The sequence below is a fragment of the Vibrio sp. J1-1 genome, from assembly GCF_021728395.1.
Lineage (GTDB): Bacteria > Pseudomonadota > Gammaproteobacteria > Enterobacterales > Vibrionaceae > Vibrio.
Genome location: NZ_JAKKCM010000007.1, coordinates 266,604 through 285,007 on the forward strand (window position 1 = coordinate 266,604; position 18,404 = coordinate 285,007).

An 18,404-nucleotide genomic window follows, 5' to 3' on the forward strand; every position below is an offset into this window, starting at 1 on the left:
GAATCTCCGTTTCCATAATAAAAAGTGAATACTCAAGAATGATTATTATTTGATTATCATAAGCTTAATTTTTGCTCAGGTACTCACTTTAACTCAATGGGAAGGTTTGTCATCTTAATAATTCATCTTCCAACCACTTTATAGCCAAATCGAGGGATTGCTCATAACCTTTTGAAATAGACTTGGCGCTGATTTTTTTAGCCTGTCCATACTGACTAAACAGTGCAACCAACTGATTGTCACTATGTGGTGAGACCGGATCTCCCTCCAAGCCTAATGCCAAAATTGGCACCTTAGTTCTACGGCTAGTTAGAAAGCCCTGAACTTTCAACGACCACGCTTTCATCTGCCCTGCCATGCTGTTGATGTCTACCGCACTTTTGCCCAGTCGTGACGCCAATAAATCCAGGTACATTTTCGGCATCTGTTGTAGTTTTTGAGGAGAGGTGAAAAGATCGTGCACAGGCGCGCCCATCGCAACACATGCTTTTATCTTTTCCTGTTCAATAAAAGAAAGACGAACCATCGCATTGCCTCCAAAGCGAAATCCGACTAAACCCACTTTATGGTGATCAACGTAAGGAATTGAATAGAGCTCTTTCAGTACCGCCTGATGGATACAACTCGAGTCTTCGGTCAAAGGCCAATGTGAACTGTGCCCTATAGAAGGCATGTCAACCGTTAGCATGGCAATATCTTTCGGTGCAAAGTGATTACGGAACAATCGCCACATGTCAGTTTGTAAACTATCTAGCCCCGCACTAACCATGACAACTGGCAACTGCTTATCTGTTCTAGGCAGATGTAAATTCGCAATAATTTTGCGATTCTGGTACGGCACTTCGATTTGCTTGATAGTGTACTGGGTTTTCTCTGCCCCTTCCGAATACGCTTTGTTTGCTAATACCTGAGCCTGCAACGATAAATTGTCATTCTTTAAATGCGGGTAGCCCGCAATACTGAAACATAACGATGCAGTAAAAAGCTCATCCGCCGCTTCTTCTCCTTGCATATCTTCAGAACGCTTCTGATGCGCCATGCCCAACTTTATCCACTCGAAAGTCCAGTTTCCGCTGTGGTAACCCATCACGGTATCTAACCATTCATCCTTAGTGCGTGAATGCTTGGAAGAAGCAATTCTAGATAGCACCTCTTCTATCTCTATTGGAGATACGCCTTGCCATGCCCACTGCAGACGGAGTAAGTGACGATACCAAGCACTATCTCCCTGCTCTTCTCTTTCGTCGAGGATTTTCTGACTTGTTGGCATGTACTGAGTTAATGCGGAGGTTTCTTTGGCTTGCTTGTGTTTGACAAACAAAGTTTCAGATAGGTTTTTACTGATATCTTCCGACATATGAAGAGCCCTAACTATTTGCAATATTTACAATGATAATAAAAAAAATGCCCCTAAACAGGGGCATTTCTCAATATTCTTTGACTGCAATTATTTTTGCTTGCGATTTACTGGCTCAACATACTGGATAGACATATCCCATGGCTGCTCAATCCAAGTGTCTTGCTCAATATCAACAACGTAGTCATCAAGAAGCTCTTTGCCTGACGGCTTAGCACATACAGCAATCATTTTTGCTTTAGGATACATTTCACGCAATTGACGCGCTGTATCACCGCTATCTACTAGGTCTTCAACGATTAGGTAACCTTCACCGTCACCTTCTGGTGCTTTAAGCACAGACATATCACGCTGATGGTCATGGTCATAGCTTGAAATACAGATAGTATCAACGTAGCGAATGCCCAGTTCGCGAGCCAGAATTGCACCAGGAACTAAACCACCGCGGCTTACTGCCCAGATACCTTTCCACTGCTCCGCTGGCATTTGCTTCTCAGCCAGTTCACGACAGTAAGTCTGCATCGCATCCCAAGTGATAATGAATTTTTTACTCATTGTAATAACCTAATAATTTGAAAATATGTATCCCCAATATTCAGTGAAAAAGACGGATAAACGACATATTCACTAAGCTCTCAAACTAAATCTGAGGCGGGGTTTAAAGCAGCGCAAACGATTATTCTACCGAAAGCTAATATTAATACCAATGGTGATATCAAATTTCTCCACATAGAGAGCGATTTCGGTGAACAAAATTAAAATAAAAAGCCAGCGAGAACGCTCGTTCTCACTGGCTTGGAACAAAATAGAATTAACCTACAAGGTATTTGACGATAAAGATGGCAGACATCACCCAAACACTTAGCGATACATCGCGACCTTTACCACTAAACAGCTTGATAGCAGAGTAAGCGATAAAGCCTAGCGTAATACCTTCAGCAATTGAGAAAGTCAGTGGCATAACTAGACAAGTAACCACCACTGGTGATGCTTCAGTCAGGTCACGCCAGTCGATACTTACTAAGCCAGACAGCATCAAGATTGCGACGTAAAATAGAGCGCCTGACGTTGCGTACGCTGGAATCATACCTGCAAGAGGTGAAAAGAATAGCGCCAGTAGGAATAGCAAGCCAACAACAACAGCCGTCAAACCAGTACGACCACCAGCAGCGACACCCGCTACACTCTCAATGTACGACGTTGTATTTGATGTACCCAGTAGAGCACCTACTGAAGTTGCAGTTGAATCAGCAAGCAAAGCTTTATTCAGGCGAGGAATGTTACCGTTTTCGTCTGTTAGACCTGCTTTCTGAGAAACACCAACCAGCGTGCCTGCAGTATCGAACAAGTCAACAAATAGGAAAGCAAACACAACGGAGATCATGCCAACTTCAAACAAGCCAGAGAAGTCTAGTTGTAGAAACGTAGGAGCAATACTTGGTGGTGTCGACATCACGCCACCCCACTGAACATCACCGAAAAGCAGGCCTAATGCGGTAACGCCAAGAATGGCAATCATTACCGCACCTTTCACACCTCGGTGAACAAGTGAGATCGTCAGGAAGAAGCCGATTGCTGCTAGTACAGATGGTAGCGAAGTAATATTACCCATAGAAACCAGAGTCGCTGGGTTATCAACCACGATACCTGCGTTTTTAAGTGCAATAAACGCTAGGAACAAACCAATACCTGCCGAAATACCTGTACGTAAAGAATGAGGAATTGAGTTGATGATCCATTCACGAATCTTGAACACACTTAATAGAATGAACAAAACACCGGAAACAAATACTGCTGCCAATGCCACTTGCCATGTGTAACCCATTCCCAATACGACAGAGTAAGTGAAGAATGCGTTAAGCCCCATCCCCGGAGCCTGTGCGATTGGGTAATTGGCTACCAAGCCCATAATGAAACAACCAATGGCAGCTGCAAGACAGGTTGCGACAAAAATAGCACCACGATCCATGCCTGTGTCAGCTAGGATAGCCGGGTTTACAAAAATAATGTAAGCCATTGTCAGGAAGGTAGTAATACCTGCGATGATCTCAGTGCGCACATTTGTGCCATTTTCACTGAGTTTAAAGAGCCTTTCGAGCATGATCGAGTCCTGTTAAAGGTAAAAAGTAAACGGTTGCGTAATCGATTGGTGTGAATTATAAAGTTATCAAATAGCAAATTCCAGATAGAATCTTCACTCTAAAGGGATTTTTTTGCAGGATATGAGACCCATTTACTAGGATTTCGAACATTTGTATAAATTAAGGCTTAAGAAACAATAACTAATAAATCAAGATGTAACACAAATAAAGAGTACAAACTGAACAATGTTCTAAACTTTCAAATGGAAAGCTCGATTTATAGTTAGCTTTTAGCGCGTATTGCGTGAAGATATCGCATTGGACAGGACAAGCGATAAGGGAACTGGCACTTAGTGATGCTTTTTTAGACAAACCATGAAAAAAAACATAAAAAAACGCCACTCAAAATGAGTGGCGGCGAATCATGTCAGAACTATTACTGAAAAAAAATTCCAAATTATAGGGGTGAACAAACTGTTCAAGTCACATGCGTTGACAACTTACTTAGTAGCCAAAGCTTGTTGGGTATACAAAGTTACCGGTATATACAGATTTGCTATTCCAGAACATTGTACTTGGTAAACCTTTCATAACTATCACCTTCTTAATCAATTAATGCAGTCGTTGATTCTCAGTTCCTTGGAGGCGATTAACGGACTCATCCTTTGAGCATTTCATTCTTCTCTCTGAAGATGGTTATAAATATACCACCAAGAAATTTTATTACAAGACTTTAGGTGATACAAATCACAAAAAAAGACCAAAACAAACGCAAACACCGCCACAAATGTAACTAAATTACACTTTTATAAATTAAAGGTGTGACGTAATAAGACAAAAATCTCATTGAATAATGCTTCTCATTCATAAACTGTGACAATACTGAAAGAAATCCTTAGATCAGCGACTACTAGTCGCGTTCTTCAGGTGGTATCCTTGGGCTAATCAAGCCAGATCGCACCAGCATTTTATGCTGACTACATTTTATTTTTACCGTTCATATCTGGAAATATAGATAAAAAGGAGCTTTCCGTGTCTGAATTCCATTCTGAAATCAGTACCTTGTCACCCACTCCACTTTGGCGCTTTTTTGATAAAATTTGCTCTATTCCTCACCCGTCTAAGCATGAGGAAGCACTGGCGCAATTCATTATCGGCTGGGCGACAGAACAAGGATTTAATGTTCGTCGTGATCCAACGGGTAACGTATTCATCAAGAAGCCAGCAACTCCCGGCATGGAAAACAAAAAAGGTGTGGTCCTACAAGCACACATAGACATGGTGCCGCAAAAGAACGAAGACACTGACCACGATTTTGTTAAAGACCCAATTCAGCCATACATAGATGGAGAATGGGTAACCGCAAAAGGCACAACACTAGGGGCAGATAACGGCATTGGTATGGCATCTTGTCTTGCTGTTCTTGCTTCTACTGATATCAAGCATGGTCCGATTGAAGTGCTTCTGACGATTGATGAAGAAGCAGGTATGACGGGCGCATTCGGACTTGAGTCTGGCTGGTTAGAAGGTGACATCCTGCTAAACACAGACTCAGAGCAAGAAGGTGAAGTGTACATGGGCTGCGCTGGCGGTATTGATGGCGCAATGACGTTTGATATTACCCGTGATGCTATTCCAGCAGGTTTTGTTACTCGCCAACTGACTTTGAAAGGCCTAAAAGGCGGTCATTCTGGTTGTGATATTCACACAGGTCGCGGGAATGCCAATAAATTGTTGGGTCGATTCCTGGCAGGTCACGCTCGTGAACTGGATCTGCGTTTGGTTGAGTTCCGCGGTGGTAGTTTGCGTAATGCCATCCCTCGTGAAGCGTTCGTTACTGTAGCGCTTCCAGCAGACAACCAAGACAAGCTGGAGTTACTGTTTAACGAATACACTGCGCTATTAAAAGCTGAACTAGGTAAAGTCGAAACCGATATTGTCACCTTCAACGAAGAGATTGTGACAGACGCTCAAGCGTTTGCTTCTGCAGACCAACATCGCTTCATCGCGGCGCTTAATGCATGTCCAAACGGCGTTATTCGTATGAGTGACGAGATCGAAGGTGTCGTGGAAACCTCTTTGAACGTTGGTGTGATAACGACAGAAGAGAACAAGGTAACAGTACTTTGCTTAATCCGCTCTCTGATTGATTCAGGTCGTAGCCAAGTAGTTGGTATGCTGCATTCCGTTGCGGAACTGGCTGACGCTCAAATCGAATTCTCTGGCGCCTACCCGGGCTGGAAACCAGACGCAGATTCAGAGATCATGGCTATCTTCCGTGATATGTACGAAGGCATCTACGGCCACAAGCCAAACATCATGGTGATCCATGCTGGCCTAGAGTGCGGTCTCTTTAAAGAACCGTACCCTAATATGGACATGGTATCTTTCGGCCCTACGATCAAATTCCCTCACTCTCCTGATGAGAAAGTGAAGATCGATACTGTTCAGCTATTTTGGGACCAAATGGTTGCTCTGCTGGAAGCGATTCCTGAAAAAGCGTAGTAATTGACTACGTAAAAACACGATAAAGACGAATAAGGGTGCTATACGCACCCTTTTTTATTGTAAATGACTCGTCCTGATTACACGCGAGTCTGTGCGTATGTTGCCAACTCATCCATTGAAGTCTTAGCCACAACGTCACCATTAATGTAGTAAGTAACAAAGTCGCCTTCACGCACACCCGTCAACATTGCTTTTTCACCATTACTGTAAGTAATGTCCATTTGAATGGTGTTCTCGTCGACTTGCTCCATTTGACCTTGTTCAATCACTCGGTTGTTGGCCAGAGGACTAATTGGTGCCGTTGTCAGAGACTCATCTAATTGATGGTTTACATCGATGTATGTGTCCACCTTAGAATCAAAAATATGAGGCTTACCGTTTAACGGGTTTTTACCTGTCCAGAACTCCAACGAGTTAAACACGATGTAATCAGCCGCGATAGCCACACCATAAACGGGTGCCATCAACATGTTCAGACCACCACGAGCATAGCGGTTATCTACGGCTTTTACGTTAAAGCCCATAACGTAACCTGTCACTGCATTACTGCCCACACAACCTGAAAGCGCAACTGCCACAGCAGTCATTACGCCAATTTTAGCCATTGCCTTTTTCATCAAAACCTCAAGGTATATATTATTCGGTCAAAATCCGGCGTGGATATTAGCTAAATAAAAATGAGGGAAAAAGCCAAATTTTGTCTCTAAAAGTTTTATTATTACTTTTAAGACTCAAGCAGTTAGCTGGAAAATAGTTATCCATTAAGATATAAGGCTAACAATATACAACTGTTATTAATGGCGTCATATTTACAACATAAATCTCACACGAGACTTATTGGTCGCGTTAATTAAAATAATTTGTCGTATCCTTAATCAAAATAGTTAGTTTGATTATGACTGGATTGTTACATTGTTGAAACCTATTGGAAAGAGATGGTTTTATGGTCAGAAGTAAAAGAAGCAAAACCTTTGAGCTACTCGGATATCCAGTACAACCAGGTCAGCGATTAGAGATCGAATTCGAAGCCGCACAACTTTATACGCACTCTCCTTTGTCGATTCCCGTAGAAATCATCCACGGAAGACAAGAAGGACCAGTACTGATGGTTAACGCAGCTATTCATGGAGATGAACTCAATGGCGTTGAAATCGTTCGTCAGATGATTAACCAATTGGATCCTCAGAAGTTGAAAGGCACCGTTATCGCTGTCCCGATCGTGAACGTATTTGGCTTTATCCACAAGTCTCGTTACTTACCCGACAGACGAGATCTCAACCGTTGCTTTCCGGGTAGTGAAAAAGGCGCACTAGCATCGCGAATGGCGTATGGCTTCTTTAATAACATCGCGAAACGTTGTAACTATATTATCGATTTGCACACTGGTGCGATTCATCGTACCAACCTACCACAAATTCGCGCAAACCTGAGTAACCCGGAAACACTGCGAATAGCGAAAGCCTTCTCCACCCCGGTTATCATCGACTCAGCATTACGTGATGGGTCTTTACGCAGTGAAGCTGAAAAATGTGATATTCCCGTCCTCACCTACGAAGCCGGTGAAGCGTTACGCTTTGATCCACTCTCAATTAGTGCAGGTGTGTTGGGTATTCGGCGTGTCATGCAGGCAATAGGCATGTTACGTGCGAGCCGCAAAAAATTCCCAGAGCCAGTGATCGCTAAATCCACCAGTTGGGTGCGTTCACCTGGAAATGGCATTCTGCGTACTGTGGTGAATTTGGGAGATAAAGTTGAACAAGGTGAAACTCTCGCCTATATCAGCTCCCCGCTCGGACATGTTGAGTTAGAGCTTAAAGCACCTAAAAGTGGTCTGGTTATTGGCCAACACACACTGCCTCTAGTAAATGAAGGTGATGCAATTTTCCATTTGTCTTACTTCAAGCAAGGGGATAGTGAAGTAGGTCAAACCGTAGAAAACTATATAGAAGAACTGAACGAGTATGATGTTGACCAAGTCACAACGGGGCACATACCGTTTGACGCCCAGTAAAGTTCAGAGCCAGAAAATCGAAGCCTAGTGGTGGTAACGCTGGGCTTTTCCCTCCCAAAAGTAAACCTATTATCCCTCATCAGACTGCCAAGCTGTTAAAAAGAAGGTTAGCCTCTAACGATTTCTCAATTCCCAACTGAGACACCTCACCGCAGAAAACTCAATTGCACAGCGTTTTATTTATTAGTATGATGCCTGCTTTTGCTTGCACTCAAACTATGTACAAACCCTTTTCTATTAGCCTGATGAGTTTCGTATTCTCTACGCACAGTTTTGCCCAGTCATCAGATCTTATCGCCCAATACTTACAAGAACAAAACCAGCAGTCATCTTATGACGATCACTACGCACAACCCGTTGTAGTGCAGTTAGATACAGAGGAGAAACCTAGAGGAGTAACCTGGCGCGAAGATGGAAAACCAGATCACTGTCAATACGTTAAAAACCGTTCTTCAGCTACCAGTAATTTTGACTATGGTGAAGCTAACGATCTGTCCGATGGCTTACATCATTTCGATTTACCACCAGTACATTCACCTAATGTAAAAGTATCGCATCGCGTTTATGCCAGTTCGCCAAATTTATTGCCAGGCAACCAGCAGTTCTCGACGCCATCAGAAGGTTCAATCAGCCTTTCAATCTCATCGGACTGTTTTGACTAACATAACACCTATAAAAAAGCCCTGAACAATACGTCAGGGCTTTCTAACATTAACAAGTTAACTTGTCTAAAACGAAGTCTTATTCTTCGTCAGCTTCAACGTCAGCTTCAGCTTCAGCGTCGCGCGCTTTACGAGCTTCTTCTTTACGAACTTTAGCGGCAAGTTGCTCTGCTTCACGCTCTTGACGTTGTGCAGCTTTACGTTCATTGCGAACTACCTGATTTTGAACAAAACCTGCCAGCTCTTGTTCCGCCCAAGCTTGAGCTTTTTCTTCACTTTCAAAGCCAGTTTCACGTTTTGATACTACTGTCTTACGAGAAGTTACTTGGCGAGTGATCTCTGCGCTCCAGCCGTTACGTTTTTCAGTTACGCGGATAGCAAATTTTTGATTTTTTGACATTTATTTCATTTCCTAGGGATTTGAGGGATTCGGTCAACTTGATAACTTCAACTAAGCTGTTTAACACCATCCCTTGGTAAGCGCGGTATTAGAGCATAATTGGCTCGTCTTTGCGCGATTTTTTTAACTGTAAGTGATAATTTTTGTTGGTAAAAACAAAAAGCGCAGACCTATCGATCTGCGCTTTACGGTTTGTTTGCTGTTTATATAAAAAACAGTATTAACCGATGTTCTTACGTGCGTTTTGGAACATACGCATCCAAGCGCCGTTTTCACCCCAGCCTTCTGGAGACCAAGAGTTTGCAACCGTACGGAATACACGCTCAGGGTGAGGCATCATAATGGTTACACGGCCATCTGCTGTAGTCAGACCGGTAATCGCATTTGGCGAACCATTCGGGTTGTTCGGGTATTGTTGCGTTGGGTTACCGTTATTATCAACGTAACGTAGTGCTACAGTACCTGACGCTTCAATTGCATTGAGGTGCTCACCGTCACGTACTTCGACACGACCTTCACCGTGAGAAACCGCGATAGGCATACGAGAACCAGCCATACCATCGAAGAACACAGAATCTGACTTCTGTACTTCAACTAGGCTAAAGCGAGCTTCAAAACGCTCAGATTCGTTGCGAACAAAACGTGGCCACAAGTCTGCACCCGGGATAAGCTCTTTCAGGTTAGAAAGCATCTGACAACCGTTACACACACCTAGAGAGAATGTCTCTTCACGGTTGAAGAACGCTTGGAACTGCTCACGAGCTTGTGCGTTAAACAGGATAGACTTCGCCCAACCTTCACCCGCACCTAGCACGTCACCGTAAGAGAAACCACCACAAGCTACCAGACCTTGGTATTCATCAAGTACCGCTTGGCCTGTCAGAATATCGCTCATGTGGATATCAGTTGCTTCAAAGCCAGCACGGTCAAACGCTGCTGCCATTTCAACGTGAGAGTTTACGCCTTGCTCACGAAGAATCGCCATCTTAGGTTTCGCGCCTTTCGCAATGTAAGGTGCTGCGATATCTTCATTAACATCAAAGCTTAGAGATACATTTAGACCTGGGTCAGAATTGTCTTTCTTCGCTTCAAATTCTTCGTTTGCACACGCAGGGTTATCGCGTAGCGCCTGCATCTTATGTGTTGTTTCAGCCCAGATAACACGTAGGTCTGTACGTGAACGCTCAAGTACTACAGCATCACCAGAGGTGATAACGAAGTTGTCTGAAGCGTCAACAGAACCAATCACATGTGAACATGCTTCTAAGCCGTTTGCCGCTAGCGTAGATAGAACTGAATCCAGCTCGTCGTTCTTAACCTGAACAACCGCACCTAGCTCTTCGTTAAATAGAACCGCAAGCGTATCTTCACCCAGATCCGCGATATTCGCTTTCACACCACAGTGACCCGCGAATGCCATCTCAGCAAGTGTTACAAATAGACCGCCGTCACCTTTATCGTGGTAAGCCACCAGCTTGTCATCACGAACCAGTGTTTGCATTGCATCAAAGAAGCCTTTTAGCTGCTCAGCGTTGTCTACGTCAGCAGGCTTGTCACCCAGCTGTTTGTATACCTGTGCCAATGCTGTCGCACCTAAACGGTTCTTACCGTTACCCAAGTCTACAAGAACCAGAGACGTTTCACCTTTGTCAGTGCGAAGCTGAGGCGTTACTGTCTTACGTACGTCTTCCACACGGCCAAATGCAGTAATAACAAGTGATAGAGGAGAAGTCACTTCTTTGCTTTCGCCATTCTCTTCCCACTTGGTCTTCATCGACATTGAGTCTTTACCAACAGGGATAGTCAGACCAAGCGCCGGACATAGTTCTTCACCCACAGCTTTCACCGCTTCGTAAAGACCTGCATCTTCACCTGGGTGACCCGCTGGAGACATCCAGTTCGCAGACAGTTTAATATGTTTGATGTCACCGATATCTGTCGCTGCGATGTTAGTCAGAGACTCACCAACCGCCAGACGAGCCGATGCGCCGAAGTCTAGTAATGCCACTGGAGTGCGTTCACCCATCGACATTGCTTCGCCGTGGTAAGTATCGTAGCTTGCCGCCGTAACCGCACAGTTCGCCACTGGTACCTGCCAAGGACCAACCATCTGGTCACGAGCAACCAAACCTGTTACTGAGCGGTCACCGATAGTGATTAGGAACGTTTTCTCAGCAACAGTCGGTAGACGAAGTACGCGATCTACCGCTTCGTTGATTTCGATACCGTCGCGTGCAATCGCTGGGCTATCTACTTTCAATGTCGTTGCTTCACGGTGCATCTTCGGTGTTTTACCAAGCAGGATATCCATTGGCATATCAATAGGCGTGTTATCGAAGTGAGAGTCTTCTAGTGTCAGATGACGCTCTTCTGTTGCCACACCCACCACTGCGTAAGGTGCGCGTTCACGCTTACAGATTGCATCGAATGCTTCCATATGCTCTGGCGCAACCGCAAGAACGTAACGTTCCTGAGATTCGTTACACCAGATTTCCAGAGGGCTCATGCTCAATTCATCATTTGGTACATCACGTAGCTGGAACTTACCGCCACGCTCACCGTCGTCACAAAGCTCTGGAAGTGCGTTTGAGATACCGCCCGCGCCTACATCGTGGATAAACGCGATTGGGTTCTCGTCACCTAGCTGCCAACAACGGTCGATCACTTCCTGACAACGACGCTCCATCTCTGGGTTTTCACGTTGTACTGAAGCGAAGTCCAGATCTTCTGCAGATTGACCAGACGCCATTGAAGACGCTGCACCGCCACCAAGACCGATGTTCATTGCCGGACCACCAAGTACGATTAGGCTCGCACCCACAGGGATCTCTTTCTTCTGCACGTGTTCGTCACGGATGTTACCCATACCACCAGCAATCATGATTGGTTTGTGGTAACCACGCACCTCTTCACCTGCGTGAGAAGTCACTTTCTCTTCGTACGTACGGAAGTAACCTAGCAGGTTTGGACGACCAAATTCGTTGTTGAATGCCGCGCCGCCTAGAGGACCTTCAAGCATGATGTCTAGTGCGTTTACGATACGACCCGGCTTACCGAAGTCCGTTTCCCATGGCTGTTCAAAACCAGGAATACGCAAGTTAGACGTTGTGAAGCCAACCAGACCCGCTTTTGGCTTACCACCGATACCTGTCGCGCCTTCGTCACGGATTTCACCACCTGAACCGGTTGATGCGCCTGGCCATGGAGAGATTGCTGTTGGGTGGTTGTGCGTCTCGACCTTCATTAAGATGTGTGCATCTTCATGGTGGTATGTGTATTGACGAGATTTAGGGTCAGGGAAGAAACGACCGACTTTAGAACCGGTCATTACCGCTGCGTTATCTTTGTAAGCAGACAGAACGTGGTCTGGCGTCGTTTCAAATGTGTTTTTGATCATCTTAAACAGAGACTTCTCTTGGTCTACACCATCGATAGTCCAGTCTGCATTAAAGATCTTATGACGACAGTGCTCTGAGTTCGCCTGAGCAAACATCATCAGCTCGATGTCGTTTGGATTACGACCTAACTTAGTGAAGTTCTCCACTAAGTAATCAATTTCATCTTCTGCTAGCGCCAAGCCAAGTGAAACGTTTGCTTCTTCAAGCGCAAGACGACCACCAGCTAAGATATCAACGTGCGCCACTGGAGCTGGCTCTGCCACAGTAAATAGTGCAGAAGCGGCTTCAAGCTCGGTAAACACCGTTTCCATCATGCGATCGTGGATTAGCGCTTTAACTGTGTCGATTTGAGCATCAGAAAGTGTCGCAGATGTTTCTACGTAGTACGCTGTACCACGTTCCAGACGCTTAACATTGTCCAGACCACAGTTAATAGCAATATCGGTAGATTTAGAAGACCAAGGCGAAATAGTGCCAGGACGAGGCGTAACAAGAAGTAGAAGACCTTCAGGCTCGTGCTCTTCGATCGTTGGACCGTAAGTCAGCAACTTTTCAAGCTTTTCTAACTCTTGGTCATCAAGGTCAGATTTTAGATCCGCAAAGTGCATAAACTCGGCGTAAATGCCGGTTACAGGCAGATCTTGTTCACGACAAAGTTCCAATAGTTTGTTAACACGGAACTCAGAAAGAGCTGGGGAGCCACGCAAAATTCTCATGTGCTTAGGTCTCTTATGCAATTGATTAAGGTGATATTGGAATAAATTCAGCCACTTAGGCATAAAAATCCGAACTTATACCGATTCCACCTCTCCTTTGCGAGCGCATTATATAGTAATTGTTTTTGTGATGTAACACCAAAAGCAACCGTTTGCGTCAATTTTTTCTTCAAATTTGAGTTATACCCAAATAACCTCAAGGTGCTTAGTTCAGCGAGAATGACTTGGCAGGCAGACATGGCAACGATTTGACGTCATCTGGGAATATCGCCAAAATGTCGATAAAACACGCAATGTCGCACTCTATCTGTGCGATTCCCTTTGCCCCACCACTTCCCTTTGATATAAAGGTAGTTAGAAATTTCTCGAGAAGTACCAATTAATGCAAATTAGCCAGCTCAACCGACTTAAGCGCAGCGTCCTACTTTTCGCTTCTGTGCTACTACTTTCTGCCTGCCAAATTGAGTCGACCCCAAAAAGTGAATTCCAAAAAATCCAGGAACGTGGCGTTCTTCGAGTTGGCACACTGAATAACCAGCTCTCTTATTACATTGGTCCCGATGGCCCTGCCGGCCTGGATTATGAGCTTGCACGTCAGTTCGCAGAAGAACTCGGGGTGAAGCTAGAAATTAAACCTGCTTTTCGCCAAGCCGATCTTTTTCCGGCACTCAAGAAAGGCGACATTGATATTATTGCCACAGGTTTGAACCAGACTTCTCAAGCGGTAAAGCGTTTTCGACCAGGTCCTGCCTACTACTATGTCAGCCAGCAAGTTGTGTATAAAAAAGGGCAGCTCAGACCTCGTAGTATTGAACGGTTGATAAAATATCAAGCGACTCAGGCTAACGAGGCTGAAGCAGATAGCAACGCGGCAGCTAATACACTGCAAATCGTCGAGCAATCCCAATATGTTCCGACACTAACGGCATTAAAAAAACAATACCCAGAGTTGCAGTTTGAAATCGTCGGTGATGCCGACACCAGAGACTTGCTGAAAAGTGTTTCGACAGGCGATCTGCGCTTTACTGTCACTGACTCTGTTGAATTGTCACTGGCTCAGCGCCTTTATCCCGATCTGGCTTTGGCTTTTGAGTTAACGGAAGACCAACCGGTATCTTGGTTTACCCGTCGTTCAGAAGATGAAAGCTTATATGCAATGCTGATAGAGTTCTTCGGCAACATTAAACAATCCGGTGAACTCGCCTCCTTGGAAGAGAAGTACATCGGGCATATTGAAGCCTTCGATTATGTGGATACTCGCGCCTTCATTCGTGCACTGGATGACAAGCTTCCTAAATGGTCTCCATTATTCCAGAAGTACAGTGAAGAGTTTGATTGGCGCTTAATTGCAGCACTGGCTTATCAAGAATCTCATTGGAAACCAAAAGCGAAGTCTCCAACCGGAGTGCGCGGCATGATGATGCTCACCTTACCAACAGCCAAAAGCGTCGGCGTGACCAACCGTCTCGATCCGGAGCAGTCTGTCCGTGGTGGTGTAGAATACCTGCGCCGCATTGTCGCTCGCGTACCCGAAACGATTAGTGATCACGAAAAAATTTGGTTCGCACTGGCTTCTTATAACATTGGTTATGGTCATATGCTCGACGCTCGACGCCTGACGAAAGCTCAGGGTGGCGATCCAAATGCCTGGGCAGATGTAAAAGACAGGTTGCCTTTACTGCGACAGAAACGCTTCTACAGCCAAACGCGTTACGGTTATGCCCGAGGAGATGAAGCACGCAATTACGTTGAGAATATTCGTCGTTACTATCAGTCAATTATTGGCCATGTAAGTCAGAAACCTACTACAGATGAAAGCACTGATGATCTGCAAGTCATTCCACCGATCAGCCCTGATACTATTACTTCTGGTGCAGTGGAAAGTATCGCAGAGAAAGTATCAGGTGCTGTTGAGAATATGTCGGAAGCAACTACAAAGCAGATAGAGGATGAAAAGCCAGGTGTTTCAGGCACTTCTGACACCACAGAGGAAAACGAAACAACGCCAGAAACTATCCCCGAATAATACTCAAATAACCAATCAAAAATGGCGAGTGAATAGCTCGTCATTTTTTGTTGAGTCTTTGAGCAAACTTTTCTAGAATCGATCTTTCCGAGTTAGGTCACCATCAAAAAGTAAGTGTAAACAAACTTAATGACCAGCATTGTAACTCATTAATATTTATATATTCGTGAGATATTTGAGGAACAATATACTCGGTTGGTTACCCTCTCCCGATTAAACACGATACTTATCATTGGAATGTCATCTAATGATTGTTCACTAATCTGAGATCGGGGTATGAATGTCGTAACGATTGAAGACTATATCGATGACACTCAGCCTATTATCCGTGTTGCAATTTTCTATACCTAACCGAAAACCACTTCCAGTCGCAAGTTTCGTATTGTGATGAAGGAGTTGATAACGTTACGCATGAAAAAGCATGGACTGCGGGCTTGATTACGTCGATTTTGGTTAGTTAGACACAATTAATATCTAATTGAGGGTATTCGTGGTCTTGTCTACTAGAGGTTATGAATATGAGAAGACGTAAGGTTCAGTCAAAGCGCCTGCATAACACGGTGGCGGCAATCCGTCGTAAGCGCAAACTGACGAGCATGAAAAAGAAAATCAGTGAACGCCATCGTGTTTTCGTTCACTTAATGAATCACTGAGAAAGAGAAGCAAACATCTACCCGGACGTAGATGTTTGCTGGATCTCTCTACCTTAATTCCCATTCTTTATCTGATCACTCTGCGACGCTTTTTCAGCTTGTTTCTTTGCTTTAATTTCTTTGCGGCGGCGTTTAAAAAAAGCTTGTAACTGTCCTCGGCACTCTTGTTCTAACAGTCCTTTTTCGACCGTTGCATAATGGTATGCAGCCTGACTTTCAAACAGGTTTAACACGGTCCCAGCTGCACCTGCTTTTAGATCCGGAGCACCAAACACCACTCGCTTCACGCGGCTGTGTAACAGAGCACCAGCACACATCGGGCAAGGTTCTAATGTCACATAAAGCGTGGTATCTAATAAGCGATAATTCTCTAAGATTCGTCCGGCTTTACGCAATGTTTGAATCTCGGCATGCGCCGTTGCGTCATGAGTACAAATAGAGCGGTTCCAGCCCTCTGCGATGATCTCTCCATCTCTGACTAAAACCGCGCCAACAGGCACCTCTCCTTCCGCTTCAGCCAACTCTGCCAGTTCGATAGCTCGGCGCATAAAATGTTCATCTTGAGGCGTAAAATGAAGGTCTGACAAAGGGACTCCTGATCGATAAATTAGCTTGGAACGCGCTAATATTACCACTAACTGGCTGCACGCTACAGCAACGCTAGCGATTCCCTATAATATCAAGAACAAAAAAGCGCAGACCTAAGATCTGCGCTTTCACATTTAAGATTTTACTAGTTACATTGTGTATGTGTATGGCGCTTGGATACCTAGAGGAATACCAATCATCCAGTAAACGATTAGGAAGATTGACCAGCCGATCAGCATAGCAATAGAGAATGGCATCATCAGTGATGCTAGCGTACCAATACCTGTCGACTTCACGTAGCGCTGACAGTACACCACTACTAGTGGGAAGAATACCATCAGAGGTGAAATGATGTTTGATACAGAGTCACCGACGCGGTATGCCGCCTGAGAAAGCTCTGGAGAGATACCAACGGCCATTAGCATTGGCACCAGAATTGGACCAATTAGCGCCCACTTCGCAGACGCTGAACCAATAAGCAGGTTTACAGAAGCCGTTAGTAGAATCATACCAACGATCGTTGCTTCACCCGGAAGGTTCATTGCTTTCAGGCCTTCTGCGCCGTATAGCGCCAGCATAGTACCAATATTTGACTGAGCAAATGCAGACAAGAACTGAGCACAGAAAAAAGACATAACGATGTAAGCACCCATGGTGGACATGGTGTCCGCCATCGCTTTAATGATGTCGTTACTGGATTTGAAAGTGCCAGACACTTTACCGTACACATAACCGGGGATGATGAATAGGATAAAGATCAATGGAACAATCGACTTCATAATCGGTGCTGAGAATGCAGTGATCTCGCCTTCTGGTGAGCGCAATGCTGAACTTTCAGGAATTAACGCCACAACAAGAACGGCAATCCCAGCCAACATAGACCAGCCTGCGTAGCGGAATGCTTTTGATTCGGTTTCAGAGAATGAACCTAGATCCGGAGCCGCTTCTGCATCTTCATCTACAGGAGTTCTCGCCAAACGTGGTTCAATGACTTTCTCAGTAACGTACCAACCGATAGCCACAATGATGACTGAAGAGATACCAGTAAAGAAGATGTTCGCAAGTGGGTTAACAACGTATTCTGGATCGAGAACTTGTGCTGCCGTTTGTGTGAAACCAGCCAATAGTGGGTCGATACCGGAAGGAATGAAGTTTGCTGAGAAACCACCTGATACGCCCGCGAACGCTGCCGCAATACCTGCTAAAGGATGACGACCCGCGGCATGGAAAATAATACCACCCAGAGGGATAACCAGTACATAGCCAGCATCTGCCGCAGTATGCGATACAATCGCAACCAAAATAAGCATTGGCGTAAGAAGCTTCGCAGGCGTAAAGCTCAGCATCTTCTTCAGACCCGTGGTGATAAAACCAGAGGAATCCGCCACACCCACACCTAACATAGCGACTAACACGATACCTAGTGGCGCAAAACCAGTGAATGTTGTCACCATGTTTGCAAGGAAGCTAGCCAGCGCTTCACCTGTCAGCAAGTTCGTAATTGTTAACGCTTCGCCAGTTCGAGGATTTACAAGATCGAAAGAGACATTCGACAAAAGTGCAGACGCAGCCCAGGTGATAATTAATGCCCAGAAGAACAGAATCGCAGGATCAGGGATTTTATTACCGGCACGCTCAATAAAGTTTAAAAAGCGATCCATCCCACTCGGCTTTGAAGATGGCGCTTTTTTAATTGCTTGGTTACTCATGGTAACTCCATAATGAATGATGTTGGTGCTATGGCCTTTGGGAATAATTTATTGCGGCCTGTTTTCAGCCAAGTATTCTAGTTAAAACCCAGACAAAAAGTATAAGATGCTAAGATTTTTTCATATTTGGAGACACAATTTGCAAAAGTGGCAACCGAATGAAACATAATAAAAACAGTAGCACACCGTTCACGTTAACAGTTCTCAAACCCTCCATTAACTGATGAAAATACGCTCAAAAATGACATAGGAAAAGGCAACAACGATTTAAAAAATGATATCTACGTAACAGAGT

Annotated in this window: 14 protein-coding genes; 5 read left to right on the forward strand and 9 right to left on the reverse strand. The window is 44.7% G+C overall.

Annotated features, from left to right (window positions below):
• Positions 1-109: 109 nt before the first annotated feature.
• The 3 genes from frsA to L3V31_RS13745 form a co-directional block, all read right to left on the reverse strand.
• Positions 110-1,357 carry an esterase FrsA gene (gene frsA, locus L3V31_RS13735; protein WP_237316555.1) on the reverse strand — a complete coding sequence of 416 codons (1,248 nt, stop codon included), beginning with the start codon at positions 1,355-1,357 and terminating at the stop codon, positions 110-112.
• Positions 1,358-1,447: 90 nt separating this feature from the next.
• Positions 1,448-1,912, reverse strand: a complete 465-nt coding sequence (gene tet(34) / locus L3V31_RS13740; RefSeq protein WP_014231003.1) for an oxytetracycline resistance phosphoribosyltransferase domain-containing protein Tet(34) — start codon at positions 1,910-1,912, stop codon at positions 1,448-1,450.
• A gap of 256 nt (positions 1,913-2,168) precedes the next feature.
• Positions 2,169-3,458 carry an NCS2 family permease gene (locus L3V31_RS13745; RefSeq protein ID WP_237316556.1) on the reverse strand — a complete coding sequence of 430 codons (1,290 nt, stop codon included), beginning with the start codon at positions 3,456-3,458 and terminating at the stop codon, positions 2,169-2,171.
• A gap of 1,012 nt (positions 3,459-4,470) precedes the next feature.
• Between L3V31_RS13745 and L3V31_RS13750 the strand changes: the two genes are divergently transcribed.
• Positions 4,471-5,943 carry an aminoacyl-histidine dipeptidase gene (locus tag L3V31_RS13750; RefSeq protein WP_237316557.1) on the forward strand — a complete coding sequence of 491 codons (1,473 nt, stop codon included), beginning with the start codon at positions 4,471-4,473 and terminating at the stop codon, positions 5,941-5,943.
• Positions 5,944-6,023: 80 nt separating this feature from the next.
• On the opposite strand, the gene L3V31_RS13755 is transcribed toward L3V31_RS13750, so the two are convergent.
• Positions 6,024-6,563: a DUF3332 family protein gene (locus tag L3V31_RS13755; protein WP_237316558.1), complete on the reverse strand. Its 540-nt coding sequence runs from the start codon at positions 6,561-6,563 to the stop codon at positions 6,024-6,026.
• 326 nt (positions 6,564-6,889) lie between these two features.
• Here L3V31_RS13755 and L3V31_RS13760 point away from each other — a divergent pair, with 326 nt between their 5' ends.
• Positions 6,890-7,957, forward strand: coding sequence for a succinylglutamate desuccinylase/aspartoacylase family protein (locus L3V31_RS13760; protein WP_237316559.1), 1,068 nt, complete (start codon positions 6,890-6,892; stop codon positions 7,955-7,957).
• Positions 7,958-8,175: 218 nt separating this feature from the next.
• Entirely contained in the window at positions 8,176-8,619 is a 444-nt protein-coding gene (locus L3V31_RS13765) for a DNA-directed RNA polymerase subunit beta (RefSeq protein ID WP_237316560.1), read from the forward strand.
• Between the two features lie 79 nt (positions 8,620-8,698).
• On the opposite strand, the gene L3V31_RS13770 is transcribed toward L3V31_RS13765, so the two are convergent.
• The 3 genes from L3V31_RS13770 to L3V31_RS13780 all read right to left on the reverse strand — a co-directional run bounded on the left by L3V31_RS13770 (position 8,699) and on the right by L3V31_RS13780 (position 13,372).
• On the reverse strand, positions 8,699-9,019 hold the full coding sequence (locus L3V31_RS13770; protein WP_237316561.1) for a DUF3622 domain-containing protein: 321 nt from the start codon (positions 9,017-9,019) through the stop codon (positions 8,699-8,701).
• 220 nt (positions 9,020-9,239) lie between these two features.
• A complete protein-coding gene (purL, locus tag L3V31_RS13775) occupies positions 9,240-13,133 on the reverse strand; it encodes a phosphoribosylformylglycinamidine synthase (protein WP_237316562.1) in 3,894 nt (1,297 codons plus the stop codon).
• A gap of 47 nt (positions 13,134-13,180) precedes the next feature.
• Complete coding sequence (locus L3V31_RS13780; protein ID WP_237316563.1) at positions 13,181-13,372, reverse strand: hypothetical protein; 192 nt, start codon at positions 13,370-13,372, stop codon at positions 13,181-13,183.
• Positions 13,373-13,515: 143 nt separating this feature from the next.
• Here L3V31_RS13780 and mltF point away from each other — a divergent pair, with 143 nt between their 5' ends.
• Complete coding sequence (gene mltF, locus L3V31_RS13785; protein ID WP_237316564.1) at positions 13,516-15,159, forward strand: membrane-bound lytic murein transglycosylase MltF; 1,644 nt, start codon at positions 13,516-13,518, stop codon at positions 15,157-15,159.
• A gap of 518 nt (positions 15,160-15,677) precedes the next feature.
• Positions 15,678-15,812 carry a hypothetical protein gene (locus tag L3V31_RS22035; protein ID WP_267135969.1) on the forward strand — a complete coding sequence of 45 codons (135 nt, stop codon included), beginning with the start codon at positions 15,678-15,680 and terminating at the stop codon, positions 15,810-15,812.
• A gap of 53 nt (positions 15,813-15,865) precedes the next feature.
• Here the strand turns inward: L3V31_RS22035 and tadA are convergent, their stop codons facing one another.
• Positions 15,866-16,399, reverse strand: a complete 534-nt coding sequence (gene tadA, locus L3V31_RS13790) for a tRNA adenosine(34) deaminase TadA (RefSeq protein ID WP_237316565.1) — start codon at positions 16,397-16,399, stop codon at positions 15,866-15,868.
• 150 nt (positions 16,400-16,549) lie between these two features.
• Positions 16,550-18,109, reverse strand: a complete 1,560-nt coding sequence (locus tag L3V31_RS13795; RefSeq protein WP_237316566.1) for an AbgT family transporter — start codon at positions 18,107-18,109, stop codon at positions 16,550-16,552.
• Positions 18,110-18,404 lie beyond the last annotated feature (295 nt).